Raw genomic sequence first — 25,461 nt, forward strand, 5'->3', positions numbered from 1 at the left:
CCTGGGGGAGTGGCCCGACCAGCCACTCTTCGCCCGCGCAAGAGGCTGGGTGCGGGAGCCTGGCCAGTCTTCCTTGGCTTCTTCCAGGACCGCACGCGCAGCTGGCGCGTCGTGAAAGTCCGGCAGTGTGCAGTTATCGCCAAAGTTTCCGCTTCGGCTTTAGCTGGAAAAACATCGCCGGGGCGCCGGCCGATTGGCCCGCTCATGTTCCCAAGTTTAGAGGCCGAGACGGAGGCCGAAGCTACTGTTACAGCTCCATCTGTTTTACAGAAAGTCAGATCTATCGCTAAGAATGGTTAGGTGCACTCCGATGACGTCTACCAGAACCTTCCGGTCCCACGTGAGAAGGAACCGCAAGGGTTGGACCGTCCTACGTCTAGCGCGCTCACGGGTTTGAGCGAGCAACTGGCCAAGAGCTACAAGAACCCGATGGAAGACCTCGGCAAACAGCTGGCTAGCAGCCTGGCGCTCAGCGGTATGGCCAACTTCAAACACCCCCTCGCAGACATGAAAGTGCCTAACGCACTCACGGTTTTCAGCGAGCAACTGGCCAAGAGCTACAAGAACCCGATGGAAGACCTCGGCAAACAGCTGGCTAGCAGCCTGGCGCTCAGCGGTATGGCCAACTTCAAACACCCCCTCGCAGACATGAAAGTGCCTAACGCACTCACGGTTTTCAGCGAGCAACTGGCCAACAGCTACAAGAACCCGATGGAAGACCTCGGGAAACAGCTGGCTAGCAGCCTGGCGCTCAGCGGTATGGCCAACTTCAAACACCCCCTCGCAGACATGAAAGTGCCTAACGCACTCACGGTTTTCAGCGAGCAACTGGCCAACAGCTACAAGAACCCGATGGAAGACCTCGGGAAACAGCTGGCTAGCAGCCTGGCGCTCAGCGGTATGGCCAACTTCAAACACCCCCTCGCAGACATTCTGGGAAACCCAAGAATTAGTGGTCTCAGCAGTGCGTGGCTTACCGAGTTCGAGAACAGCGGCGCTGACGGCCTAGTGGCTTCCTTGAGGGAGGACTTAGCTGTCGACCCATCGCTTGCTCAGGAAGTAGAGGAGATCTTTGAGCGGATAGGCGCACCCGAGGATCTACTGGATGAGACAGCAGATTTCCTTAACCTGACTGTTCCCTTCGGGTACGACGCTGCGGTTCGAGCAGGTCTTCAGGTCTTGGCCGTAACGAGCCTCTATGCAGTTCTTCTGATCATTTTCCTCAATAATCCCGTTCTGGGTGCCGTGCTTTCCGCCGGCGGCACCCCCAACGTGGCGGCCTCCTGGAAAGCTACCGGCAACGCTTATGACCGGTTGTACGGTACTGACGCCAAGCCAAAGCTCGTGTCGAAAGACAGGAAGCGAAAGAAAAGCGGTCCCCTTGCAAAGAAAAACTCACGTAACCGCACTAGCCGCTGGTGACTTGGGATGCCGATAATGAGCACTTCAGACTTCAAACGATCCGGGAAAAGCGCTACTAATGATGGCAGCAAACAGCGTTTTGCAGGGCACTCTCCCGCAGTCTTTCGTAAAGTACGGCCCAGAGGCCTTCACCTTCACTTTGTAACCAACGTCCTGACTCAGTACACCTAGCGGGCCTTCCCCTCACAGCTGGCTATTGAGTATCCGCCGCTGGAGGTGTTTGTCGAAACGACGGTGCCGTCGACTGTGATCCGGCAGGTGATGGTGCCTTTGCTGTTCGTGTTCTGCGCGGAGAGGTAGAGGAAGTGCCCCCGGGGCATGGTGTAGGTGATGCCGCGCTTGCCGGTGGTTCCGTTGGCCAGCGGTACAGCCTTGCCGCTGCCCTGGACTGTTCCGGTCGGAGCTTCCATTGTGAGGTTGGCGCCCGTGGCGGTGCCTTCCACCTCATAGAGCACTTCAAACGTGCTGCTGTAAGCGGTGGAGTCTGTGCCGGTGGACGTGGTCGTTTTGTTTTTGCCCGCGCCGGCCATTGCGGTCCCGATGACGGCAAGAAGGGCCAGGACGCCGACGACGATGATCAGCGGAAGCCATCGCTGCCGGTCGAAACCTTTGCGGGGCCTCGACATGGTTCCGCCTGCGGCAGTGACCTGCCCGGGAACTCCGGGAGCCGGAAGCGCCCCCGGGGCCGCCGGCGTCCAGCCGACCTGCGGGAGCGTGGTCTGACCTGTCCGTTCGCGGTAGGTGGCCGTGGCGTCTTCCAAACGGGCCTGCCAGGCTGCGTGCTCGTTCCGGCGGCGGTGCAGATATTGGCTGTGAAGTGCCGATGGTGACTGGTCCTGGCCGGGCCGTTCGAGTGCGTCGAGGTATTCGGTTTCCAGCGCGATGGCGGTGGCATGCCACGTCCGGGTGGCGTCCTCAACAGTGCGGGTGTAGTCAGTCCGCGCGTCGTCCTCAAATTCGGTCATTTTGCCCCCAAGACATGATCCGCCAGGCAGTGGCACCGCTCGTGATGCTCGCCGGTTGTACCCCGGATTCTGCCATACCTGGCACCCAAAGCTACGACCTGATCGAGTGGCTGGATGCCTCCGGCAAATACCTCCTAGGCCGGGCGCAGCCAAGATCAAGCGGGTGACAACCGAGGAATGGAAGGCGGCCCTGTCTAAGTAGAAGGGCAGTGAGGCCTGTAAAAATGGGTGCATGGACAAATTTGAAGCCGGGAGCGGGGTGGGACAGGACTCGGTCCTGGAGGTTCGCGTTGAGCTGGTCGACAGCGAGCCTGAGATTTGGCGCCGATTCGAACTCCGGGGCTCCTTGGCTTTGAGCCAGGTACATCAGGTCCTGCAGGCAGCATTTGGCTGGGAGGACGCGCACCTGCATCGGTTTGTAACCAGCGACCCGTCCGCGCCGCTGCGGCCCGTTGACGGCGAATTCCCGGAAGTCCAGCAATGGCTTCCCGCGACGGAGTGTGAAGAACCCGGCGACAGGCCTGAGGAGGATTGCTCCCTGGAACAGCTGGTCGCGCTGGGATCTGGTAGAGCGTTCTACGAGTACGACTTTGGTGACAGCTGGCTTCACCGGCTCGAACTGGTCTCCCGCAGGCCCTGTGGCGAAGGCGCTCCGCCGGCCCTGCTGATCGACGGCGCCCGGCATGGGCCGCTGGAAGACTCCGGAGGATTTCCTGGTTACGAGGAGATCATGGACGCCCTGGCCGACCCGTCCCATCCTGCCCACGCTGAATCTGCCGCCTGGTTGGCTGACACGACCGGATCGGATGAGCCTTTTGACCCTGCTTTCCTGGACATCCCCGCCGTGAACCAGATGCTGGCTGAGCAGTTCTAATTCCGGGGATTCCCGGGGATAAACGCTACCAATGGATGCACGGAAACAGCCCCCCTTCTGCAGTCACTCCCCCGCCCTATCCAAAGAGCCGATAGCTTATATTATGTAAAGCTGGCATTGGGAAGGAGCTGAAAAAGGTCCGGATGAATGCCTAATTGCTGTAGTCTTTGGCCAAGCTGCCTCAGCCTTCGCACTCCACGCAGTAGGCGTGGCCGTTGCTCTCCCGCGCCAGTTGGGACCGGTGCCGGACGAGGAAACAGGAATAGCAGGTGAACTCGTCCGCGGCCTGGGGAATCACTTGGACGATGAGCTCGTCGGAGATGATTTCGCCGCCTGGTGTCAACCCTTCGTCGAGGGCATCGGCTTCGTCCAGCTCGGTGACGACGCTGCGGGCATCTGGGGCGTTCGCGGACTGCAGATCCTCCAGGGAGCGCTCCTGGGATTCCTTGACGTCGGAACGGACTTCGTCATAGTCGGCTGCCACTAGGTGCTTCTTCCTTAAGTCGTCGCTCTGATGCCCATTCCGGACGAGACTGTAACGTACGCGGTCGCACGGTTGTTCCTCAAAACGTGCGCGAGCCATATTGGGACGCTTGAGGTGTGCGGCCAACACTTCGCCCCCGCAGATCAATAAATACGTCAAGACTTAATAGGTGCTTCACGGCGCAGGAACACACCGCGCTGAGCAATGGCGAAGCTCCGATCAAATAGCGGTTGACCGGAGCTTCGGTTCATTATGACCCCTGCAACCTGAGAAACTGCTGGGAGTTGGCAGCCCTCAGGCCCACCCCCGCCGCTCAGGCACGTTTGGAGACCAGACCTTGACCCAAATGAAGCAGTCGAGCTACTTCCCCGCCACCGTCCCTCAGCGAAGGACAGCTCAACCACCATGAACCAGCGGGTAAACGACAATAGCCATTCAAGAAGCGCGGTCGGCTTGGGCCAGGTACTCAAAGTCAGGCTGCCGCAACTCGTATGGCGGTCCTCCGGCCGTCCAACCCTGACGAATCTCTTGCCCGCCCCCACTGCTGGCCCATAGGCTCGAGGGGTGAGTGGCGGGGACGGCAATTCGAAAAGCGGATCCGGCCCGCGACCCGTGAAGGAAACAGGCATGGCAACAGGTACGGTCAAGTGGTTCAACGCCGAAAAGGGCTTTGGTTTCATCGCCCCCGACGACGGAAGCGCTGACGTGTTCGCACACTTTTCGGCAATCGCTTCCAGCGGTTACCGCTCCCTCGACGAGAACCAGAAGGTTCAGTTCGACGTCACTCAGGGCCCTAAGGGTCCGCAGGCGGAGAACATCCAGCCGCTCTAAGCGGTTGTTAGGAGGCTGGCCGGCACATGCTGGCCAGCTTCTTTTTGTTCCCCCAACGCCAAGCCTGCCTGGTAATTCAAATCGCTTCTCTTCGATCCGGTAAGCCCGAGACCCTTGAAACGTAGTTGCCCCATCGGACTTCGCCTGAATGCTAAAAGCTGATAGCCAGCGTTCCGTCAACTAACTGTGGTCCCTAAAGCATTGACGGCGAGGTGGAAACCTACATTAGGGGGCTTGGGCCAGTGGACTTCAGAACATGTTCTGAGTAATGTTGAACCATGAGCACATTAGCCAGTTCCCGAACGACGTTCCAGTCTTCAGAGCTGAGTCGAGCCTCCGCTGATGTTTTTGCTGCTGCTGCAGATCACCCTGTCCTGGTCACCCGGCGGGACGGCGAATCTTTGGTACTGATGTCAGAGAGCGCGGATCGGGCCCGGGCGTCATTGCTTGAACTCGCCGCACAGCTTGTTGCTGTCACCACCAGTACCGATGGAACCCTTGCAGGGCGCATGAGCGATCGCTTTCCGTGGATGCTCGCCTTGAGCCCAGCTGATCGCGAAGTGTGTGCCAACGAAATCGTGGCAGCTGCACGGGCATCATTCGCCACTAACCAGCCCCATCTGGCCATCGCAGAACTCAACGCCTGGCGTGAGACTGCAACTGCCATCGCCGCTGGCCTCGGCAAGGAAGCCGTGGAGTGGCTTGATGATGCTGAGACCGTCGAGCGCCCCTAGGGTATGGCGAAAAGCGAAAAGGTCGAGCGGCCAACAAAAAAGAGCGAATACGAACTCCGTTTTGCATCTGTCCAGGCGAAGCGCGGTTGGACTGATCTGAAAGCTACGATCAGGAATTCGTTGGCAGATTCGTGGGATTTTCTGACTAGGACTCCTCAGCTCACGACACCAACCAACTACCGGCTGCGTGGGGATCTAGGTCTTGTGTCACGGGATGGTGCTACCCACGACAGATGGCAGCACAAGCTAACCCTCAAAGGTGATGCACGAATCTGGTTCTACGTCGTGGAGCAAGTCGTCTACCTGGAGCAGGTTCACACAAGCCATCCAAATGAGACGAAGTCGTAGCCCCCACGCAAATTGGTACTCCACATGGGTGACTCCGGAGGGGTTTTGCTTGCGCCTGGCCTGCACCCGGGAAGGAGCACTTCGTCGAAGCATCTCGGATGAGGACCTGCCCGGACGCCGATAATTTGACCTTCCATCAGCTGTGGCCGCGTAAACATGGCCAACGACGGCCTCGGCAGGGGAGCGATGCATTCCAGCTTTGCGTGGCGCAGGTACTGGTATACCGTTTCGCGGCTGATTCCGTAGTCACGGGCAAGGAGGGCTTTCGGGACACCGTTGCCGGCGCGTTGGACCGGTTCGGCAGCCCGTTCGGGTGTGAGGGTCTTTTTGCGTCCTTTGTAGGCGCCACGCTGTTTGGCCAGGGCGATGCCTTCCTTTTGGCGTTCTCTGATGAGGGAGCGTTCGAATTCGGCGAAGGCGCCCATGACGGAGAGCATGAGGTTGGCCATGGGGAGTCCTCGCCGGTGAAGACCAGGCTCTCTTTGACGAACTCCACGCGTACACCCTTGCGCGTCATGCCTTGGACGAGGGCGCGTAGATCGTCGAGGTTGCGGGCGAGCCGGTCCATGCTGTGCACCACGACGGTGTCGCCATCGCGGGCGAACCGCAGCAGTTCCGTGAGCTGTGGCCTGGCGGTGTCCCTGCTGGATGCCTTGTCCGTGAAGACCCGGTCCAATATCTGGCCTTCAAGCTGGCGTTTCTCGTTCTGGTCCAACGTGCTGACGCGTACGTACCCGATCCTCTGTCCGGCCACCGGTGCCTCCAACCCTCGTGCTGTCAGGTTGAGTTCGAAGCATGTCCCCGAAGAAAGTCAAGATTTACCGCTCAGTTTCGTCAGGTTGGGGTGTAGCCAATCTGAATGGGGAGGCTTGCCCAGGGTGAGCCGGCACGGCACCACGAATGAATCGTGCAAGCTATCGGACGGCAACAAAGCCGGGGCCATCGGCCAACAATCATCTCTGTCAAGCCAAAGAATAGGTGACCCCTGCGGTTTGACCACCGGGAAGGACATTAGCTTCTAGCAACGGGTCTTGCCTGGGCTTCGAACTGGCCCCGCCACTCACGGGCGCCTCGTCGACTGCATCCGTTCCCTCGCCCTGCGGTTGCCAACGGTGTTTTAGGTGAAGCTCATTTCGGTTTCTTCGAGGAGCTCGAGCAGTCGTGCGCGACTACGGAGAACCTCGGGGAACGGGTTGTAGTGCTCGGGCTCGTGCTCGATGCTGATCGGCCTGTCGTAGCCGATCTCATTTAGTGCCCGGACGCAATCCTCGATCGGGACGATGCCATCGCCGTAGGCGCATGTGTCGTGGGCGCCTACGGCGCGCACGTCCTTGAGGTGTACGTAGAAGACGTTGCTGCCGAGTTCGCGGATCGCCTGAGCGGCATCGAAGCCTTGGGTTCCGAACCAGCCCGTATCCACAGTCGCGCCGATCACGCCGTCGTGGTCGTTGCCGATCTCGTCGAGGAGCTCCGCTGCGCTCTTCTGGGGGTGGTTCTCGAGGCCGAGCACGTTGCCAAACTCCTTCAGGATTCCGATGACAGAAGTGCGGTCTGAGAGAAGAAGCGGCGTCTGGCCGCCGAGAATGTTCGTGCCGAGGGCTTTCGCGATTTCGTTTGCGCGCCGGAACTTCTTCACGGTGTCACCGTAGCTGCTGCCGTAGCTCGCGACGGTTACGCCGTGCTTCTGCAGCACGCGCTGGGCCCCGGTGATGTGCTCGTCCGTTGCCCACTCGTAGTTGAGCTGGGGGTGCCAGACGTCCAAGGTGTCGAAGCCGGCGTGGACCGCGCTTTGCACGAACGCGTCAAAGCGTTCCTCGAAGGTCGAGATCGGGCGGTACCAGTCGTTGGCAGCGCTGTCGCCCTGGTTCCAGCCCTCGGTCATGTTCCAGTCGAGTTGCTGTGCTACGAGGTTGGCTCCCATGAACGAGATGTCGTTATTCACTGTTCTCTCCATTGATTTTTTCGGTTAGTGCGGGAATGGAATGGAACCCCTTGCCGGCAGCTCGCCCGCAAAGAGCAGCCCATATGGGACTGTCTTTTGCTGATGGGGCGCCAGGTCAATCAGCAGCCGTGGCGTGTTGGCGCACTTCGTCTCCCTCGCCTCATTGCTCAAGGTGGCGCATCTGGCTGTTTGATAGCCCAGTCAAGTGCTGGCTATCAGGATTGCTCCGGTAAAAGTATATGCCCGATTACCTTTCGTTTGGCAAGAGATGTGGGGCGGCCAAATTTATTCTTATCCGCCCACGCTCTGTCGCCGATTGGGGGAGCCTCCGGGCAGGCGAAAGGGATAAGAATTTTTGCAACGAAACCATTGCGCGAAAAGTGCACGTCTATATACTTTTAGTGCCGAGGAGATCTCGGCCGGGATCGCGGCAAGGAGGCAGCGGTTCCCGGAGCGGCTCCCGACTCGGAGATCCCGGCAGTCCTGCAGTACATAGGCACATTCCAGATAGGTGACAACGTGGTTACAACAACATCAGCCGGGCGCAGGCGGCTCCTTGCGGCTTTGGCGGTTCTGGCGGGGTCGACAATGACCCTCGCTGGCTGCGGTCTGAACAACGGCAGCGGAGGTGCTGCCAGCAGCAGCAAGGCGCTCACGGTGTGGCACCAGTTCTCCGGCGAGGGAGGCACGGCGATGGACACCATTCTTAAGGGGTACAACAAGGCGAACCCGGATGGGCAATTCGAGGGCCGCGCCATCGCGAATGACGAGGCCAACACGGTCATCCGCACAGGCCTTTCCGGTAACAACCCACCGACTGTGCTCCAGTATGAGGGGTACCAGCAGACGGCTGACTACGCGAAAGCCGGCCAGCTGATGGATATCACAGACTGGTATAACGAGCACAAGGACAACTTCACATACGGTGAAAGCCAGGCAGTGATGGACGCCTGCGGGTACGAAGGGAAGGTCTACTGCATCCCATGGAACGTGGACACCAGCGAGCAGATCTTCGTCAACCCGGACATTATGGACCAGCACGGCCTCAAGGCGCCGTCGACGATCGACGAATTGAAAGCAGCTGCCGGTAAGCTCAACGGCGCCGGCGTCAGCCCGGTCTCGCTCTATGCGGGTGACGGCTGGCCGGCGGCGCACTGGTGGTATCTGCTCACCATTCAGCGCTGCTCTGTGGACACGATCCTGAAGGCGGCAAAGCAGGACGGAGCAAAGTGGGACGACCCTTGCTTCGAGCAGTCCGCGCAGGATCTGTACGACCTCGGTAAGGCGGGCGTGTTTCCGCAGGGTGTCGAGGGCCAGGACTACAACGCCATGCTCCAGCTCTTTCTCTCGGGCAAGGCCGCAATGATGAACACGGGAACCTGGTTCAACTCGACCCTTGCGGACACCCCGCCGGAATTCGAAACCGAAGCTGTCGCGTTCCCGCAGGTTGATCCATCCAAGCCCTCACACCAGATCCTCGGCGGCTTTACAAATGTCTTTGGCGTCACCGCCAACAGTGGTAACACCGATGCCGGTTTGAAGTTCCTGGACTACATTTCCGATCCCGGCAGCGGTGCGGGTGCAGAGTTTGCCAAGAGCGGTCTCGTTAACGTCATCGTAGGCGCTGATAAAGAGATGAGCCCCCGGGTGAAGGCGTCCTACGACGCCATTTCCGAGGCGCTGTCCTTGCCGGGCAACAATGTGATCGCCTACTTCGAAAACCTTGTGCCGCCTAGCGTGGGCGAGGACTCGATGTATAACGGAGCTGCTGCTCTGACCTCCGGTGCAATGCAGCCCAAGGATTTCGTGTCAAAGCTGCAGCAGGCTGCGCAGGCCGCCGCCGCCGAATAGGGCCCTCCGGTCCGATTCACAGGTTGGGCGCGGCGCTTGCATGGCCCGCGCCCAACCCCATCTCAATGAGGAGAAGGCAATGTCTGCAGTTTCTGTTCCACCCATCGAGCATCAGCGGGAGACGCTGACCGACGCGATTGAACCCAGGGAAAGCCGGAAACGGCGCGGGACCCACATTTCCGGGCGGTCGAAGCTTGGGGCAACCGGCTTTATCCTTCCCGCTTATTTCTTCTACGCTGGCTTCCTGCTGATCCCCCTCCTGCTCACGATCCTGCTGAGCTTCACGAGCTGGAACGGTGTCGGCTACAACTCAATCCAGCCCAACGGGGTCAAGAACTACATCAAGCTCGCGAACGATCCGGTGTTCCTGCAGGCGCTCCTGCACAACGGGATCTTCCTCGCCACGACCGTCATACTGAAGGGCATCCTGGCTTTCATGCTGGCACTCGCCCTGCGGCGGGTCTTCCCCGGGGCCGCGTTCTTCCGGGCGGTATTCGTGATCCCGAGCATCCTGTCGCTCATCGTGGTCAGCCTCCTGCTCAAGTTCCTCGTCGATCCCAACAACGGGCTCATCAACCCGCTCCTGCGGTCCATCGGCTTGGGAAACCTGGCCGGCTCCTGGCTGGGCGACCCGAACCGGGCCCTGCCGCTGCTGATCGGCCTGGACGTCTGGCTCGGTTTCGGGCTCTTTCTCTTTGTCTTCCTCGCAGGGATGTCGGCCTTGCCGGGGGAAGTGACGGAGGCCGCGAAGGTAGACGGCGCGAACTCCTGGCAAGAGACCTGGTACGTGACCACCCCACTGCTCGCACCCACCTTCCGGCTGGTGGTCCTGCTCGGCGCCATCGAGAGCCTGAAGGTGTTCGCCACTGTCTACGTCGCCACCTCTGGCGGTCCGAATCATGGCACGGAGGTGCTCGCGTCATGGGCATTCTTCCAGGCCTTCACCGGCAACCAGGTGGGCTACGGCAGCGCGATCATGAGTGTCCTGCTCGTGGCCACGCTGATCCTCGCCGTTTTCTACGTCCGTGCCAATCAGAAAGGAAACGTCCAGTGACCGTCCTCGAGAACCCCGACATCAGGCTGGTACTCAAGGAGGACCAACAGAACAGAGCGCCTCGCTTCTGGCGAATCATCCGGCGCACCACGCTCTACGCGGTGCTCAGCCTGCTCGCCGTCACGATTCTCTACCCGGTGCTGTGGATGTTCTCCACATCGCTCCGGGACAACGGCAGCGTCCTCATGCACCCCTTCGACTTCAGTGGCAGCTGGGGCTTCGACAACTACACCAAACTTTTCCGGGAGGGCGATATCCTCACGTGGCTGGGCAGCAGCATATTCGTGAACATCACGAGCGTCGCGCTCATCGCGGTGCTGTCAGTTCTCGCAGGATACGGTTTTTCGGCCTACACCTTCCCCGGTAAGAACATCCTGTTCGTGCTCCTTATCATCGGGCTTACGATCCCGCCCCAGGCGCTCGTCGTCGCGGGCTTCAGGTGGATCACTCTGTGGGGCATCGAGAACACCTACTGGAGCCTCATCTTCACCTACGGTGGCTGGACCTCCTTCGGCATCCTCATGATGCGCAACTTCTTCGACTCTGTTCCGAAGGAACTTCGGGAGGCAGCCATCATGGACGGCGCTTCGCAGTTCCGGATCTTCCGCCAGGTCTACCTCCCGCTTGCGGCCTCGCCGATGACCACGGTACTCATCTTCACTGCGGTCTGGGTATGGAATGACTTCATCTACCCGATTGTGTACCTGCAGTCAGAAGAGATGTACACCATCCCTATCGGCGTGCTGCAGTTCACCGGCCGCACCACCGTGCAGCTCGCCACGCAGATGGCAGTGCTGACCTTCGCCACCGCGCTGCCGCTGGCCATGTATCTGATCTTCCGGAAGCAGTTCATGCGCGGCCTTCTCGAAGGCGCCGTCAAGGGCTAGCGAACCGGTCCAATATGCCGCCGCCAGCCGGAGCCGGCGGGAATGAACCATCACAAGAAGAGAAAAGAGTCAAAAGTGAGATCAGCGGAGATCACGGGCAAGGGAAAAGTCGAGGTCTCCGACAGGAGTACCCCGAAGGCCAGCGGAGACCTCGTCGTCGTCAAGATCCTGGTCGCGCCGATGTGTACCGAGTTCAAGAAGCGCCAAAACGGGATCGAGGACCACTCCCTGGGACACGAGGCGGTGGGAGTGATCACCGATGCCGGGAACTCGCGGCGTTTCCAGGTGGGGGACCGGGTCGCGGTCATGCCGCATTACGGCTGCGGCCTGTGCTACCTCTGCAGTTCGGGCGACTATATGCACTGCCCCGATCAGCGTGACGTGCTGGCAGAGACAGGCCAGGACTACGGGACGGCAACGTACTCCCAGTACCTGCTCAAGCCGGACTGGCTCGTCGTCAGGATTCCGGATGACATCCCACTGGTGCACGCCGCCATGGCGTGCTGCGGCTTCGGGCCGACGTTCGGGGCCCTCGAAAGGATGCGCGTCGACGCCCTCGACGTCCTCCTCGTCTCGGGCTGCGGCCCCGTGGGCCTGGGCGCCGTGGTGCAGGGCGTGACCCGCGGAGCGCGTGTGTTCGCCGTCGAGACCCATCCCTACCGGGCGGAGCTGGCCCTTAAGCTGGGCGCAGAGCGCGTCTTCAACCCCATGGAAGAAGACGTACCCTCGATCGTCAAAGCGAATACGGGGCGCGGCGCCGACGCTGGCATCGAGACCAGCGGCGCCCCGGTGGCAGCGAAGAACCTCGCACTGTCCATCCGGCCGCGCGGACGACTCAGCGTCGTGGCCTGGACTGGTGACGTCACCTTCCCGCCCCTCGTCCCGCAGGGCATCGACATCTTCGGTGTGTGGCACTGGAACAGCCTCAAACTGGCTGAGGAAATGTGGCGGACGGTCCGCAAGGCGGGCCACCTCATCGACCTCATGATCACCCATAGGATGCCGCTCGAGGATGTCTCCGATGCCATGGATATCCAAGACACTGGCGCATGCGGCAAAATCTTGCTGTTCCCGCACGGCGAGTTCGATGAGGAGGAGTTGGAAAGAACGTGAGCCGCGCCGGGTGGAAGGAACCGTAGGAGGCCCGTCCTCCACCCGGCAGCCGATGGCGAGGAAAAAACCATTCACAAGCATTGGGGGCGGACGCGTCTCAATATCAGGCACCCCTTGCGCCCGGATTAGCCCACTGCACGTAGGTACAGTCGTAGGGCACAATTTCGGCTCCCCTCCGTCCAGGAAACGAGCCGAATATGGGCATTCACCTTTCGTGCAATAGTCTCTTTCTAGAACGGCACAGGAGGCGTGAAAGATGACAGTGCAGACTCCAAGGGCTCGTCGGGGACCTTACCGGAAGGGGATCGAGCAGCGGCAGAAGATGGTTGAAGTCGCAGTCGAGGTCTTCGGCCAGAACGGTTTCAAGGGAGGTACTTTGCAGCAAGTGGCGGACCGGGTGGGCCTGACACCCGGGGCCATCATGAAGCTGTTCGGAAGCAAGGAAGGCCTGCTCATAGCCGTACTCGAGCACTGGGGGAAGGCCACCGCCGACGTCGTTGGACCAGATCTCCGCGGGTACGCGCTGCTGGAGGGGTTCCGGCGCCTGATGTCCTACCACGTCCGCCACCCAGGCCTCCTGGCGCTCTACACGACCATGGCAGCTGAAGCCACATCCCCGGAGCACCCCGCACACGATTTCATGACAGCCCGCTACCGCACAAGCCTGGGGGACATGCGTGAACTTTTCGCCGAGGCAGCCGCAAGCGGGCACTTTCGACCGCTCGGCGTACAGGAGATCGCGCACGAGGCGGAATTCCTCCTGGCCACCATGGACGGGCTGGAGATACAGTTTCTGCTAAACCGCTCGTTCGACCTCGAGTCTTCCTTCGGTGCCTATATCGATTGCCTGAACGAGCGCCTCGCGCCGGCTTGAAAATCTTCCGCTGTTCCGGTCCCCGGTTTCATCACGAGGCCTCGGTGAGGTCAAGGAGTGTTTTGATGGAATTGTGGCCGCCCTCTCCGGCGAAGAGTGCGGGCAGGTCTTCGAGCCGGACAAGGGAGTCGACCAGGTCGGATGGTGAGAGGATCTTGTGGGCGCTGAGACGTTGTGCCCGGTTCATCCACCGCATCACGTCCTCGGGGTTGCGGTGATGGAGGCTGAGTACGCGTAGGGCCCGGTAGTTCCAGCTCTCCATGTCCACGGTGCGTTTGCCGCCGTTGGACTGGTGGTAGCCCATGATTCCTAATGTGCCGCCGATCTGCACCAGGCTCGCTGCAAGATCAAGCCCGGCGGCCGCGCCGGTGGCTTCAATGACGAATGAATTGTTCTGCATCATGGCGTCGGTGACCTCGTCCGGGCTGAAGGTCCGGTCCGCCCCCCATTTGTTAGCCAGCTCCCTGGCAGTGTCGCGGGGTTCGATGACGGTGACCCGGTGCCCTTGGGCGACCAGCAGGCGAAGGGCCATCAAACCCATGAAACCGGCACCGACCAGGATCACTTCGGAGGCCTGCGCCAGTTCGAGCATTTCGAGGCCGCCGATGACGCAGGCGAGCGGTTCGGCCAACGCGGCGTCCCGAAGGCTGCAGCCGGGGTGGAGCGGGATGATCCTATCGTTGGGGACGATGATCTCCGTTGCATATCCGTCAGTGACATAGGCAGCGACCGGCAGGCCCGCGTGGAGAGCCGGATCAGTACTCTCTGTAATCGTGCCCGAGACTTCGTGGCCAAGCCGCGAGGGAAAGGGGCCTTGGCCTTCCCGGACCATGGCAGTATCTGAATGGCATACTCCGACGTAGGCCACCCGAACCCTCACGTGGCCGCCGGGCAGCATCTCCGGCTGCCCTTGGTCGATGGTCACTTTCCCCGGCCCGGTGGCAGTAAGCCAGCTGGCCAGTTTCGTCTCGGCTTTCTGATCCAAGGTGCTGATCAGCGGCTTGCCCATAGCAGGCCCCTTTCGATGATGGTGCGGATGTTGGTGTTTTGGAGGATTTCGACGCGGTGGCCGGGGGTGGTGACGAAGATGCGGCCTTTGCCCCATTGGCGGGTCCAGATGGCGGGGGAGGTGACTTCGCGGTTCCAGGGGTCCCATTCCCGGGCTTTTTGGGTGGTGGTGGCCAGGACGTCGATGTAGTCGTCGGAGAGGACCCAGTATTGTTCGGTGACCAGGTCGAAGTCCTTGAGGCCTTTGGTGATGGGGTGTTCGGCGGCTGCGGGGAGCATGTTGATGGTGTAGGGCATGTAGTTGTCTGACTGTTCGCCGGTGCATTGGTCGGGGTGCTTGCCGGGGTGGCAGGCGAACTGCCCGCCGATCAGGTGGAGGTAGTCGGAGTTGTTCCGGTAGGAATCGGCGATCCCGCCGTGCCAGCCGGCCAGGCCGGTGCCGTTTTCGACGGCGGTGCGGAGCCCGGCGAATTCTTCTTTTTCGATGGTGGTCATGGTCATGCATTGCATGATCAGGTCCACGCCTGCCATGTAGTGGGTGTCGGCGTAGACCTTGGGTGATTCTTCGACGCGGACGTCGTAGCCGTTGTCTTTGAGGTAGGGGATGAAGAGTTCGGTGGCTTCGTAGGGCTGGTGGCCGTCCCAGCCGCCGCGGACCACCAGGGCGGTCTTATTCTCGGTCATGAAGTGGTTCCTTAATTGTGGGATGGTGGCGTTTTAGTGGCTGGTGAAGGCGGCGTCGAAGGCGGCTGCGGGCGGGGCTATCCGGGCGAGTTCCTGGACCATGGCCAGTGCCTGCGGGGCGCCGGTGAGGCGGTCCATGCCGGCGTCTTCCCATTCGATGCTGGTGGGGCCGTTGTAGCCGATGGCGTTCAGGGTCCGGAAGATCCGGTTCCATGGCACGTCCCCGTGGCCTGCGGTGACGAAGTCCCAGCCGCGGCGGGGATCTGCCCAGGCCAGGTGGGAGCCGAGGCGTCCGTTGCGGCCGTCGAGTTGGCGGATGGATTCTTTTACGTGGACGTGGAGGATGTGTTCGGCGAAGTCCTGCAGGAACATTACCGGGTCCAGGTCTTGCCAGATGAAGTGGGACGGGTCGAAGTTCAGCCCGAAGCTCTTGCGGTGCCCGATGGCTTCGAGGGTGCGTTTGGTGGTCCAGTAGTCGTAGGCGATTTCGGAGGGGTGGACTTCCAGGGCGAACCGGACGCCTTGTTCTTCGAAGACGTCCAGGATGGGGTTCCAGCGGTCCGCGAAGTCCTGGTAGCCGGCGTCGATCATGGTTTCGGAGGCGGGCGGGAACATGGCGACGGCTTTCCAGATGGAGGAGCCGGTGAACCCGGTGACGGTGTTCACGCCGAGGCGGGCGGCTGCCCGGGCGGTGTCTTTCATTGATTCGGCGGCCCGGCGGCGTACTCCTTCGGGTTCGCCGGTGCCCCAGATTTCGGTGGAGAGGATGCCTTGGTGGCGTTCGTCGATGGGGTCATCGCAGACGGCCTGGCCGGTGAGGTGGTTGGCGATGGCGAAGACGCGCAGGTTGTTTTTTTCCAGGATGTCCAGCCGGCCCTGGAGGTAGTTGTCGTCTTCCGCGGCGCGGCGGGGGTCCAGGTGGTCGCCCCAGCAGGCAATCTCGAGCCCGTCGAAGCCCCACTCGCCGGCGAGCCGGGCCACCTCCTCAAAGGGCAGGTCGGCCCACTGGCCGGTAAAAAGCGTGATTGGCCGTGTCATCTCTGTCACCGGCTTCCGGCCGAAACTGCGGCAGTGGATCCTACGTCGGTCCACCGGCAGTTGTCGTTGGCACTAGCTTCAACAGTTGCCAGGACTTTTTGCACCTGCAGGGCATCCGTGAATGAGGGTTCCGGTTGACGGCCTTCACCGATTGCCGTGACAAGGTCCACCACCTGGTGCGTGAAGCCGTGCTCGTACCCCAGTCCGTGGCCGGTGGGCCACCAGTTGCCCACGTAGGGGTGCTCGGGCTCAGTGACCATGATGCGCCGGAATCCGGCGTCGGGCTCTTCGGCACGGTCATAGACGGAGAGGTAGTTCATGTCTTCGAAGTCGAAGGCCAGGGATCCTTCTGATCCGTTGACTTCGATGCGCATGGCGTTGCGGCGCCCAAGGGCTGCCCGCGATGCTTCAAAGACGCCGATCGGGCCGCCGTCGAACTTTGCACTGAAGACCACTGCGTCATCGACCGTTACCGGGCCTTTTTGCGCGGCTTGGCCTGTGGTGCCGTGGCCGCCCAGGCCGACGAAGTCTCCGCCTATAGGACGTTCTTTGACGAACGTCTCCATCAGGGCAGAAACGCCGGTGATTTTTTGGCCGGTGATCCATTGGGTGGCGTCGATGATGTGCGCACCGATGTCTCCCAGGGACCCCGAACCGGACTTGCTCTTGTCCATCCGCCAGGTCAGCGGTGCGTTCTCGTCACTGAGCCAGTCCTGCAGGTACTGGGCCCTGACCTGGCGAATGTGGCCGAGCCTGCCCTGTTCGACGAAGCGTTTGGCCAGTGCCAGCGCTGGGGTGCGCCGGTAGGAGTACCCGCACATGGCGTAAACGCCGTTTCGGGCGGCGTCGTCGGCCGCCGCGCTCATCCGCTCTGCCTCCTCGACGGAGTTGGCCAGGGGTTTCTCGCACAGCACGTGCTTGCCGGCCTCAAGGGCCGCGATCGCTATCTCGGCGTGGGTGTCGCCGGGGGTGCAGATGTCGATCAGGTCGATGTCGTCCCGTTCGATCAGCCGGCGCCAGTCCGTCTCAACCGACTCCCAGCCAAGCTTGTCCGCCGCGGCCCGCACGCCGTCGGCGTTCCTTCCGGCCACGGCAGTGAGCTGAGGCTGCAGCGGCAGGTCAAAGAACCGGGGCGCGGTACGCCAGGCGTGGGAGTGGGCCGCACCCATGAAGGCGTAGCCCACCATGCCGATGCGGAGCGGTTGCGGGAGGTCGGTGGTGGGGAACATTGGAAAACCTTTCGGGAGAGGAAGTGCAGGTGTTGCCTTTTATTGGCCGGCGAGGGAGCCGCCGATGCCCCCGACGCTGAAGTAACGGTTGAGGCAGCCGAAGACGATGATCGGAGGCAGGACCATGATGACGGCGACAGCCATGACGGGGCCCCAGTCCGTGGCGTTCTGCTGAAAGAAAGTCTGCAGGCCCACCGGCAGGGTGAAGTGGTTGTTGGAGCGCAGGAAGATCACGGCGATGAGGTAATCATTCCAGCAGACGAGGAAGCTGAAGATAGCGGTGGAAAGGACTCCTGGAAGGGAGTTACGAAGCACGACACGAAGGAAGCTGCCGAAGACTGAGCAGCCGTCCATCCAGGCAGCTTCTTCGAGACTGATCGGGATCGAGTCGAAGTAGGCGGCCATCATCCAGGTGGCTACGGAGAGGGTGCCACCGACGTAGATGATGGTGACCCCGGTGAGGGAGTCCGCGAGTCCCAGGTTGGCGAAAAGGATGAACAAGGGAATGACGGAAACGATGACGGGCAGGCTCTGGACAACGAACAGCAAGAGGGAGTAGCCCGCGACGAGCCTATTGCGCCCTCGGGATACCACGTATCCTGCTGGCGCCGCGACGACGACGGCGGCGATGACGGTGATGAGGGTAACCCAAAGGCTGTTGCCCAGCCAGTGCAGGGCGGCGGTCTGGGTGAGCACGTAGGTGAAGGAGTCAAAGCCGATGCTGCCGCCGGTGGCGACGGGAGGCTGCAGGGCAAGGATGAACACTGCTGCCACGGGGACCAGGACGATCGCGGTGATGACGGAGAGGAGGGCGAATCGGAGCCATTGGCCGTGCCTGGCGTTCGTGTCGCTGGTAAGTTCCCGCGGGCGGCCGGCGGCCGGGGCCGGCACTGGCCGGGTGGTTGCTGGTGCGGACATGGTGGGCCTTTCTTTGGGTGCCGGTCCGGGTCAGTGGATGACTGATTTGCGGATCTGGCGGTACAGCACCACGGAGACGAAGACGAGGACGAAGGTCATCAGGAAGGCGATGGCTACCCCGTAGCCGGTCTGGAAGTTCTGGAAAACGACCCGGTAGGCGAGTACGACCAGTGAGGTGGTCGCATCAACGGGGCCGCCGCCGGTGAGCAAGTAGATGGTGGGGAAGTCGTTGACGCAGAAGATGGTCATCAGGATCCAGCTGATGTAGGTGGATCGGGCGATCAGCGGCAAGGTGATTCCTGTGAACATCTGGGTCTTTGTTGCCCCGTCGACACGGGCCGCCTCGTAGACGGTCGGTTCGACACTGGATAGGGCGGCGCTGGTCATGAGCATCATGAACGGGAAGCTGATCCAGACCTTGAACACGCAGACCGTCAGGGCGGCCAGGGTGGGGTTCGCCAGGAACAGCACGTCCCCGAAGCCCAGGGCCTTGGCCAGGATAGGGATAGGGCTGGTCGATGTGGCGACCAGCCAGTTCCATGAGGTGGCGGAAACAACGACGGGCACCACCCAGGGCAGCAGCAGGAGGACCTTGAACACTCCTGTCCCGGGAATCCTGGTCCGGATCAGCAGCGCCAGGGCCAGGCCGATGGCCCAGCTGCCGAAAACACCGGCGAGGGTGAAGACGAGTGTGAACTGGGCCGCTTTCCAAAAGGCCGCGTCCCCGAAGGCCTTGGTGAAGTTATCCAATCCCACGAAGGGGCCGTCGCCGATGAGGGATCCGTTGTGCAGAGCCTGGACGGCGGCGTTGAACAACGGGTAGGCGTTGAGCAGTACCAGCAGGATGATGGACGGGGCGACCAGAGCTGCCATGGTCAGGCCGCCGCGGGTGACGCGCCGGGGCCGCCGCCCGGCGGGGCCTTGCCCCGCCGGGCCGGTTCCGCGAAGCGTGCGCGTTACGGAACGGACTGTCGTTGATGTCATGACGTTTCTTTCCTCGGAGCCGGATTTCTCACATCACCGATTCGATGCCCTTTTGCAGCGTGGCCAGCGCTGTCTTGGGGTCGGTCTCACCTTGCACAACCTGCTGGGCGAAGGCAGTGAAGGCTTGCCCGCCGTCAACGGCATTCAGGGATGAGACGATCTTGGTCGACTTCGCCGCGAAGGTCTTCGCGACCGGCTGCCATTCCTTCACGGCCTTGACCATGTTGGCGTCCTTCTGGAACTCGGGCAGATCCACGATGCTCTTGCGCACGGGAAGCGCCTGCAGGAGGCCCTTCTGCCAGTAGGACTTCATCTGATCCAGATACCAGGTCATGAACGCCTCAGATGCCTGCTGGGAGGGGGTGTTCGAGTACATCATGAGGTTGTTGACGTAGTACAGGGTGCCCTTATCGCCGTGAGGACCCGTCAGCGGGCTGGCGACCTGGATGTCATCGTCTGTCTCGTCCAGGGAGGCCCGCAGGGAGGGGACGCTGAAACCCATGCCCACTTTTTTCGCCTTCCAGTCACTGTTCAGGTTGGCGCTGGTGTAGCTGACTGCGGCAGGGTCAATGATCCCTTCGCGGGAGAGCTGCTGATAGAACTGCAGGGTCTCGATGTTGCGGTCGGTGACACAGTCGGGTTTACCGTCTTCAGCGAAGAGTCCTCCGCCGTTGTTGATCATCATGGCCAGGATGGACTGTTCACCGAGCAGGGCGCCGGCACCTGTGGCGGTGCCGTAACCGATGACGCCGATCTTCTTCAGTGCCTTGCCGGCAGTGATGAAGCTGTCCCAGTCGGTGGGAGCCTCGACCCCGGCCTTTTCCAAGAGCGACTTGCGGTAGGAGAGCACCCGCATGTCCAGCTGCCACGGGACGGCCACGTAGCCCTTGTCGGTCTTGAGGGAGTCGAAAGTCCCGGGCAGGAAGTCGTCATAGGCGCCGCTCTTCTTCAGCGAGCCGACCAGGTCATCGGCATAGGCAATCGCGCCCTGGTCGGCGAACTGGAATGCCTGGAAGCCTCCGCCGGAGCTGACCGCCGGTCCGGTCTTCGAGGCCACCGCCGAGGCGAAGGTCTGGTAGTAGTTGGCCCACTGGGTGCTCTGGTAGGTTGCTTTGGTGCCGTCCGGCCCCGAGTATCCGTCGACGAGGGTCTGTGCGGCTTTGGTGTATTCAGGCGGACCCCAAGGCATATCCCAGACCTTGAGTGTGGTGCCTCCGGCACCGGAGGCGCTGCCGCCGGAACCGCCACAGGCGGCGAGAAGAGGCAGGGAAGCTGCTGCGGCAGCGAACCCCAGGAAGCCACGGCGGGAAACGGCGGAACCGCTGCCGGTGGAAGCATTCATCATTGAACTCCTTGAAACTGTGTAGCCGGGGGATCCGGTCTACCGGTCGTAATGGAGGTTCCTTTCATCTCTGAACGGAACCGGGGGGGAGCTGCGACGCCGACTGTCAGCCCGCAGCGTCCTGGCCTCGAAGTGAGGCCTAGCGTCATTCAGCTGTGCGTAGGGTGAAGACGTCGCGTGCGAAGCCTGCCAGGTCGGTGCCGCTGGCGCCGTCCTGGACCAGGCGGTGCAGGTGGCGCCAGGCAGAACGGTGCGCCGTCTCCCACTGGGTCTCCAGCAGGGTCGCCCCTTCGGGTCCGGAGACAGTGACCTTGCCCGGCACGGCAGCGGACGGTCCCGGAAGGACGGTTTCCACAGCGGTCTCCGGCTTGATGATCCGCAGATAGGCCGACGTCGGGACGGAGTCGGAAGCGATGGCGGACAAAGAAGCCCGGGCTCCGCTGGAAAGGAGTGCCTGTGCTTCATACCCGTGCATGTCTTTGAAGACAAAGCGCAGGTCGGTCACTTCATCGACCGCACTCCTGATGAGTGAAAGGTGGCCCAGCAGCACCCGTTCAAGGTCCGACCCCACCGGGACATTGATTCTGGTTTCGAGGAGGCTGTCTGCATCATTCCGTGCGGTGAATGCATCCTTGCCGGCAGTGACCGCAGGGTTATAGGCCCAGGTGGAGTCGACGAGGACCGGGACGTCCGCCCCTTCTGCGGTGTCCCTCAGAGAGGTGACATCTTCAGGGCAGGGATTGATGACGAGGAGGCCCTTGGCGCCATTTCGGATGGCCTCTTCCGCTGCCTGCGTCCAGCCCTTACTTCCGTCGATGGCCACAAGGTCTGACTTGTCGGCACCGGCGGGGTGAAGTGACACGGGCAGGGATGCGATAACTTCCGGCACAGCGCCGGAGGCCTCTGCGGCCGGGGCGGCAGTGACGGTGAGTTGGGTTGTCATACTGTTACCTCTTCCTTGTTTGCTCCGAGTTCGCCCCGGGTCGCTTCCCGCACGGCGGCGGACGCTTTGTCAGCTACTTCCAGGGCGAACGTCAGGTCATGGATCAGGCCGTTGACATCGAGTGGGTGTGCCTTGCCCCGTGCCAGCTCTGCCAGGAACCGCCATTCTCCTTCGTATCCGTTGTAGGGGTACGGGCCGTACACCTGGGTTTCGGTACCCCGGCGTATGTGCGCGGTCGCCGAGCCTGCCTGCACGTAGGAGGGCGTGAAATCTATCCGTAGGGACGCGTCGTCCCCGATGGCCTCGAAATACCACTCCGGTTCCCAGCTCTGGGTGTTTACGCCGTACAACTGGACGCGGCGGTCTCCCACCCGAAGGTTGACCAGGTAACCCGAGGGGTGGGGGACGACGCAGGAGAGAACTTCGACGTCCGTGAAATCGGGACAGAAGGCCCTGACAAGGGGAAGATCATGGATGGCCAAACCCATGATGCCGCCCCGGACCATTCCTGCAGCCACTTCCGGGTCGGTGCGGTCCTGTTTGGGCCAGGTCGGCCGGGTGATGACCTCGGTGGCGAAATCTTCAAAACGCGCGTTCGGAGGCAGAACGATCGAGTAACGGATCGTGTGAGCGGCCTGGACCAGGTCACCCCAGTTCGCCTGCGCGGCCAGCCAGCCCGGATCGAAGGTATGCATGGCGCCGACGATGATCGGCACCCCGGTCTCCTTCGATACAGCAGCGATTTCCTCGGCCTCCTGCTGACTCATCGCAAAGGGCTTCTCGCACAGCACTGCCTGCTTCCCGGCGCGGCACGCTGCTATTACCTGCTCGGCGTGGAACTGGTGCGGGCTGCAGATCACCACTATCTGGACGTTCTCGTCGGCCAGGAGCTCGTCCATGCTCGTGGTCCAGTCGGCGCCGACGCGCCCCGCAACGGACTCAGCAACGGCAGGGTCAACGTCCATGATGCGTGCAACGTGAAACACGTCCCGCAGCCTCGCCAGGGTCGGGAGGTGGATGGCTTGGGTGACCGGTCCGGCCCCCAGGATTCCAACTCCCAAAGTTGAAGTACTCAAAATAGTTTCTCCATTCACGGGTCCCCGAATCGGCGCACGACAGACGGTGACGGTTCATGCCGGTACGCGTCAAAGTGGCGGCTGAATGCCGTTGACATGGAGGAGCCCATCTGCGGGCTGTCCTGCTCAACTGACTCGGGGGCGGGATTCATGTGTGGCTTGTGATGCTCACCGGCAGGGGCCGTGTCCGACTCCGTTGGTTTCGCGGTGTCGCAGAATCTGTGATCCAGGCGACATCTAAAAGGTATACCAGCATTTACCTTTAGTGCAATACTTGGATTCAAAGCATCCCCGACCAAAGGCAGGCCCCGACCCCATGACAGTGCAGCGCACCCCGCGGGGCCCGTACAAAAAGGGAATCGAACGCCGTCAGGAAATAGTGAAAGTCGCTGTGGAGGTCTTCGGCCAGTACGGATTCAAAGGGGGAACACTCCAGCAGGTAGGTGACAAGGTCGGACTCACGCCCGCAGCCATCATCAAACTGTTCGGAAGCAAAGAGAAACTCCTCATAGCCGTCCTTGAACACTGGGGTGTAGTCACAGGCGGCATCGTCGGGCCGGAAGCAACGGGATACCAGCGTCTGGACGGCTTCAAACGTCTCATGGCCTATCACGTCGAGCACCCCGGATTACTTGAGCTGTACACCACCATGGCCGCCGAGGCGACATCCGTGGAACATCCAGCACATGGGTTCATGACTGCCCGGTATCACGCCTCGCGGGAAGATATGAGGCGCCTTTTCAGCGATGCTGTGAACGAAGGGCGGTTCCGGCGAATGAACCAGGAGGAGATCACGCACGAGGCGGAATTCCTGCTCGCGATCATGGACGGACTCGAAATCCAGTTCCTGCTCAATCCAGCATTCGGCCTGCAGAAATCCTTCAGTGCCTTCCTGAACCGTCTCGATCAGAGGCTCAAACCTGACATGCCGCAGGGGGATCTGAAAGCCCAAATAGTCCAGAGCGAGAGGAAGTAGAGCCCGAGAAACTGCATACGGCCCCCAAGCAGCACCTGCTGTCACCGTCCTGCAAATTCAGAACCGCAAGGTGCAGAGCGAACAGGTATTGCCTGGAAAATCTTCAGCCCTGACGGGCCTTCACCCCCTATCATTTCTTATCCCGAGGAGACCTACTGTGCTTGCTCCCTATCCCGCAACCCATTTCCCCGAAAAAGCAACCGCGATCGTCACCGGGGCGGCCTCCCCGCGCGGCATTGGCCGCGCCACTGCACATAGACTCGCCCGAGACGGATGGGCCGTGGCCGTTTTTGATCTTGATCCCGGCGCCGCTGGCTCCGTCGCCCGGGAAATCCGTGAGGCTCACGGCGTCCAGGCGATTGGGCTGGGCGTGGACATAGCCGACGAAGAGCGGGTGCGGGCGGCGGTCCAGACCGTTCATGAACAGCTTCCGCAGCTTGTTGGGCTCGTCAATAACGCCGGAATCAGCTCCCCCGTACCGTTCCTGGAGGTCAGCAAGGCGGAGTGGAGCCGTGTGGTGGACGTCAACCTTAACGGGACCTTCCATGTGACGCGGGCGGCGGCGGAAATCATGGCCGCGAACAAGCTCGGGAGGATCGTGAATGTTGCCTCAGCCTCCGCCCAGCGCGGTGGCGGTGTTTACGGCCGGGCCGCCTACTCTGCCTCCAAAGCAGCTCTTCTCGGCATGGCCCGCACCCTGGCCCGGGAACTGGGTCCGCTGGGAATCACTGCCAATTCGGTTTCACCCGGTTCCATCGACACGGACATCATGGGTGGCAGGCTTACCGATGAGCGCAAATCGGTCCTACTCAAGGAACTCCCGGTCGGCAGGGTGGGAACGGTGGAGGACGTTGCCGGCGTAATCAATTTCCTCTTGGGCAGGGAGGCCGGCTACATCACGGGGGCCACCTATGACATCAACGGCGGCTCCCATATCGCCTGAACCCATGTCCCCTAACACCCGCGACTTGCGGGCGGCAGTAATCGGTCTTGGGCCGATGGGCGCACCCATCGCCAGGAACCTGCTCAAGGCCGGCTACCAGACCACCGTCTGGAACCGGTCAGAGGAGCCGCTGGAGGAATTCCGCGGAACCAAGGCCGTGATAGCCGGTGACCCCGCTGACATCCACGCGGAAGTCCTGCTTTCGGTCCTTCCCGATGTCGACCAGCTTCGTCAGGTCTTGTCACAAGGACCGAGACCGCTGGGACGTGCTCTGAACCCGGGAACCTACCTGCTGGTGATGAGCACGTCCTCGCCCTCTAAAGTCCGCCTACTCGCGGAGGACCTTTGTACCCAAGGAGTCGTGGTCATGGACGCCCCCATGAGCGGCGGCGACTCCGGTGCACGCGAAGGCAGCCTCAGCATCATGGTCGGAGGCTCTGAAGCCGACTTTGAATACGTCCGGCCTCTGTTGCTCGCCATCGGTTCAACAGTGCTGCACATGGGGCCGCTGGGATCAGGGAGCACAGCCAAATTGTGCAACCAGATCGTAGTGGCAGGGACCTTGGCCGCTCTTGCTGAAAGCTACGGTCTGGCCGCAAGGGCCGGGCTGGACCCTGCAGACTTAACAAAAGTGCTGCAAGGCGGGCTGGCGGACAGCGCCGTCCTCCGTCTGAAAAAGTCCAATATCCTGGGACGCGCTTATGTACCAGGAGGCAACGCCACCAACCAGCTGAAGGACCTTCGCTATGCTGCCGAATCGGCCGAGCAAGTAGGGACCACGCTACCGATAGCATCCGCAGCAACTGCCCTTTTCGCAGAAGTCGTCCAGCGGGGTGGCGGCCGTCTTGACCACTCAGTTATCTGCGAGCTGTTTCGCTCGCATGGTGTTCTCGATGAACAGGCGAGCTGAGGAACGGGACAGGCTCGACCAGCCGACGGGC

Annotated in this window: 24 protein-coding genes and 1 pseudogene; 12 read left to right on the plus strand and 13 right to left on the minus strand. The window is 61.6% G+C overall.

Translation table 11 applies throughout. The features are described from left to right. The first annotated feature begins 393 nt into the window (after positions 1–393). Positions 394–1,422, plus strand: a complete 1,029-nt coding sequence (locus QFZ36_RS13375) for a hypothetical protein (RefSeq protein ID WP_306637205.1) — start codon at positions 394–396, stop codon at positions 1,420–1,422. Positions 1,423–1,589: 167 nt separating this feature from the next. Here QFZ36_RS13375 and QFZ36_RS13380 read toward each other — a convergent pair whose 3' ends face one another. Beyond that, a complete protein-coding gene (locus QFZ36_RS13380) occupies positions 1,590–2,387 on the minus strand; it encodes an MmpS family transport accessory protein (protein WP_306637209.1) in 798 nt (265 codons plus the stop codon). A 232-nt stretch (positions 2,388–2,619) separates the two neighbouring features. On the opposite strand from QFZ36_RS13380, the gene QFZ36_RS13385 reads away from it, so the two are divergent. Continuing rightward, positions 2,620–3,261, plus strand: a complete 642-nt coding sequence (locus QFZ36_RS13385) for a plasmid pRiA4b ORF-3 family protein (protein WP_306637211.1) — start codon at positions 2,620–2,622, stop codon at positions 3,259–3,261. 181 nt (positions 3,262–3,442) lie between these two features. Here QFZ36_RS13385 and QFZ36_RS13390 read toward each other — a convergent pair whose 3' ends face one another. Beyond that, a complete protein-coding gene (locus QFZ36_RS13390) occupies positions 3,443–3,745 on the minus strand; it encodes a DUF4193 domain-containing protein (protein ID WP_306637214.1) in 303 nt (100 codons plus the stop codon). Positions 3,746–4,372: 627 nt separating this feature from the next. Here QFZ36_RS13390 and cspE point away from each other — a divergent pair. After that, positions 4,373–4,576, plus strand: a complete 204-nt coding sequence (cspE, locus tag QFZ36_RS13395; RefSeq protein WP_104046164.1) for a transcription antiterminator/RNA stability regulator CspE — start codon at positions 4,373–4,375, stop codon at positions 4,574–4,576. 278 nt (positions 4,577–4,854) lie between these two features. Beyond that, positions 4,855–5,310 (plus strand): prevent-host-death protein, encoded by a 456-nt coding sequence (locus QFZ36_RS13400; protein WP_306637218.1) that lies wholly within the window; start codon positions 4,855–4,857, stop codon positions 5,308–5,310. A gap of 539 nt (positions 5,311–5,849) precedes the next feature. On the opposite strand, the pseudogene QFZ36_RS13405 reads toward QFZ36_RS13400, so the two are convergent. Continuing rightward, positions 5,850–6,412 (minus strand): annotated as a pseudogene (locus QFZ36_RS13405) (recombinase family protein); the annotation flags it as partial. Positions 6,413–6,775: 363 nt separating this feature from the next. Beyond that, positions 6,776–7,600, minus strand: a complete 825-nt coding sequence (locus tag QFZ36_RS13410) for a sugar phosphate isomerase/epimerase family protein (protein WP_306637221.1) — start codon at positions 7,598–7,600, stop codon at positions 6,776–6,778. A 564-nt stretch (positions 7,601–8,164) separates the two neighbouring features. On the opposite strand from QFZ36_RS13410, the gene QFZ36_RS13415 reads away from it, so the two are divergent. The 5 genes from QFZ36_RS13415 to QFZ36_RS13435 all read left to right on the plus strand — a co-directional run bounded on the left by QFZ36_RS13415 (position 8,165) and on the right by QFZ36_RS13435 (position 13,379). Continuing rightward, on the plus strand, positions 8,165–9,451 hold the full coding sequence (locus QFZ36_RS13415; protein ID WP_306637223.1) for an ABC transporter substrate-binding protein: 1,287 nt from the start codon (positions 8,165–8,167) through the stop codon (positions 9,449–9,451). 79 nt (positions 9,452–9,530) lie between these two features. Continuing rightward, positions 9,531–10,505, plus strand: a complete 975-nt coding sequence (locus QFZ36_RS13420; RefSeq protein ID WP_306637226.1) for a carbohydrate ABC transporter permease — start codon at positions 9,531–9,533, stop codon at positions 10,503–10,505. Continuing rightward, positions 10,502–11,392 (plus strand): carbohydrate ABC transporter permease, encoded by an 891-nt coding sequence (locus tag QFZ36_RS13425; protein WP_306637229.1) that lies wholly within the window; start codon positions 10,502–10,504, stop codon positions 11,390–11,392. The genes QFZ36_RS13420 and QFZ36_RS13425 overlap by 4 nt, the downstream gene beginning before the upstream one ends. 75 nt (positions 11,393–11,467) lie before the next feature. After that, positions 11,468–12,505, plus strand: a complete 1,038-nt coding sequence (locus QFZ36_RS13430) for a zinc-dependent alcohol dehydrogenase (RefSeq protein WP_306637232.1) — start codon at positions 11,468–11,470, stop codon at positions 12,503–12,505. Positions 12,506–12,827: 322 nt separating this feature from the next. After that, positions 12,828–13,379, plus strand: coding sequence for a TetR/AcrR family transcriptional regulator (locus QFZ36_RS13435; protein ID WP_306637236.1), 552 nt, complete (start codon positions 12,828–12,830; stop codon positions 13,377–13,379). A 31-nt stretch (positions 13,380–13,410) separates the two neighbouring features. Here the strand turns inward: QFZ36_RS13435 and QFZ36_RS13440 are convergent, their stop codons facing one another. The 9 genes from QFZ36_RS13440 to QFZ36_RS13480 form a co-directional block, all read right to left on the minus strand. Beyond that, on the minus strand, positions 13,411–14,388 hold the full coding sequence (locus QFZ36_RS13440) for a zinc-binding dehydrogenase (RefSeq protein WP_306637238.1): 978 nt from the start codon (positions 14,386–14,388) through the stop codon (positions 13,411–13,413). Beyond that, positions 14,373–15,071 carry a ThuA domain-containing protein gene (locus QFZ36_RS13445; RefSeq protein ID WP_306637248.1) on the minus strand — a complete coding sequence of 233 codons (699 nt, stop codon included), beginning with the start codon at positions 15,069–15,071 and terminating at the stop codon, positions 14,373–14,375. The genes QFZ36_RS13440 and QFZ36_RS13445 overlap by 16 nt, the downstream gene beginning before the upstream one ends. Positions 15,072–15,104: 33 nt before the next feature. Further along, complete coding sequence (locus QFZ36_RS13450) at positions 15,105–16,109, minus strand: sugar phosphate isomerase/epimerase family protein (RefSeq protein WP_306637250.1); 1,005 nt, start codon at positions 16,107–16,109, stop codon at positions 15,105–15,107. A 5-nt stretch (positions 16,110–16,114) separates the two neighbouring features. Further along, the gene (locus tag QFZ36_RS13455; protein ID WP_306637252.1) at positions 16,115–17,338 is read right to left on the minus strand and encodes a Gfo/Idh/MocA family protein; all 1,224 of its coding nucleotides are present in this window, start codon (positions 17,336–17,338) and stop codon (positions 16,115–16,117) included. A 39-nt stretch (positions 17,339–17,377) separates the two neighbouring features. Next, positions 17,378–18,256, minus strand: coding sequence for a carbohydrate ABC transporter permease (locus tag QFZ36_RS13460; RefSeq protein ID WP_306637255.1), 879 nt, complete (start codon positions 18,254–18,256; stop codon positions 17,378–17,380). A gap of 30 nt (positions 18,257–18,286) precedes the next feature. Continuing rightward, a complete protein-coding gene (locus tag QFZ36_RS13465) occupies positions 18,287–19,240 on the minus strand; it encodes a carbohydrate ABC transporter permease (protein WP_306637257.1) in 954 nt (317 codons plus the stop codon). Positions 19,241–19,268: 28 nt separating this feature from the next. Further along, positions 19,269–20,582: an extracellular solute-binding protein gene (locus QFZ36_RS13470; RefSeq protein ID WP_306637261.1), complete on the minus strand. Its 1,314-nt coding sequence runs from the start codon at positions 20,580–20,582 to the stop codon at positions 19,269–19,271. A gap of 145 nt (positions 20,583–20,727) precedes the next feature. Next, positions 20,728–21,525 carry a hypothetical protein gene (locus QFZ36_RS13475; protein WP_306637263.1) on the minus strand — a complete coding sequence of 266 codons (798 nt, stop codon included), beginning with the start codon at positions 21,523–21,525 and terminating at the stop codon, positions 20,728–20,730. Next, complete coding sequence (locus tag QFZ36_RS13480) at positions 21,522–22,619, minus strand: Gfo/Idh/MocA family protein (protein ID WP_306637266.1); 1,098 nt, start codon at positions 22,617–22,619, stop codon at positions 21,522–21,524. The genes QFZ36_RS13475 and QFZ36_RS13480 overlap by 4 nt, the downstream gene beginning before the upstream one ends. 298 nt (positions 22,620–22,917) lie before the next feature. Between QFZ36_RS13480 and QFZ36_RS13485 the strand changes: the two genes are divergently transcribed. From QFZ36_RS13485 to QFZ36_RS13495, 3 genes are all read left to right on the plus strand, one after another. Further along, the gene (locus QFZ36_RS13485) at positions 22,918–23,577 is read left to right on the plus strand and encodes a TetR/AcrR family transcriptional regulator (RefSeq protein WP_306637268.1); all 660 of its coding nucleotides are present in this window, start codon (positions 22,918–22,920) and stop codon (positions 23,575–23,577) included. 157 nt (positions 23,578–23,734) lie between these two features. Continuing rightward, on the plus strand, positions 23,735–24,520 hold the full coding sequence (locus tag QFZ36_RS13490) for an SDR family NAD(P)-dependent oxidoreductase (protein WP_306637269.1): 786 nt from the start codon (positions 23,735–23,737) through the stop codon (positions 24,518–24,520). Between the two features lie 4 nt (positions 24,521–24,524). Continuing rightward, complete coding sequence (locus tag QFZ36_RS13495) at positions 24,525–25,430, plus strand: NAD(P)-dependent oxidoreductase (RefSeq protein WP_306637273.1); 906 nt, start codon at positions 24,525–24,527, stop codon at positions 25,428–25,430. Positions 25,431–25,461 lie beyond the last annotated feature (31 nt).

Source organism: Pseudarthrobacter siccitolerans (assembly GCF_030823375.1).
GTDB lineage: Bacteria > Actinomycetota > Actinomycetes > Actinomycetales > Micrococcaceae > Arthrobacter > Arthrobacter siccitolerans_A.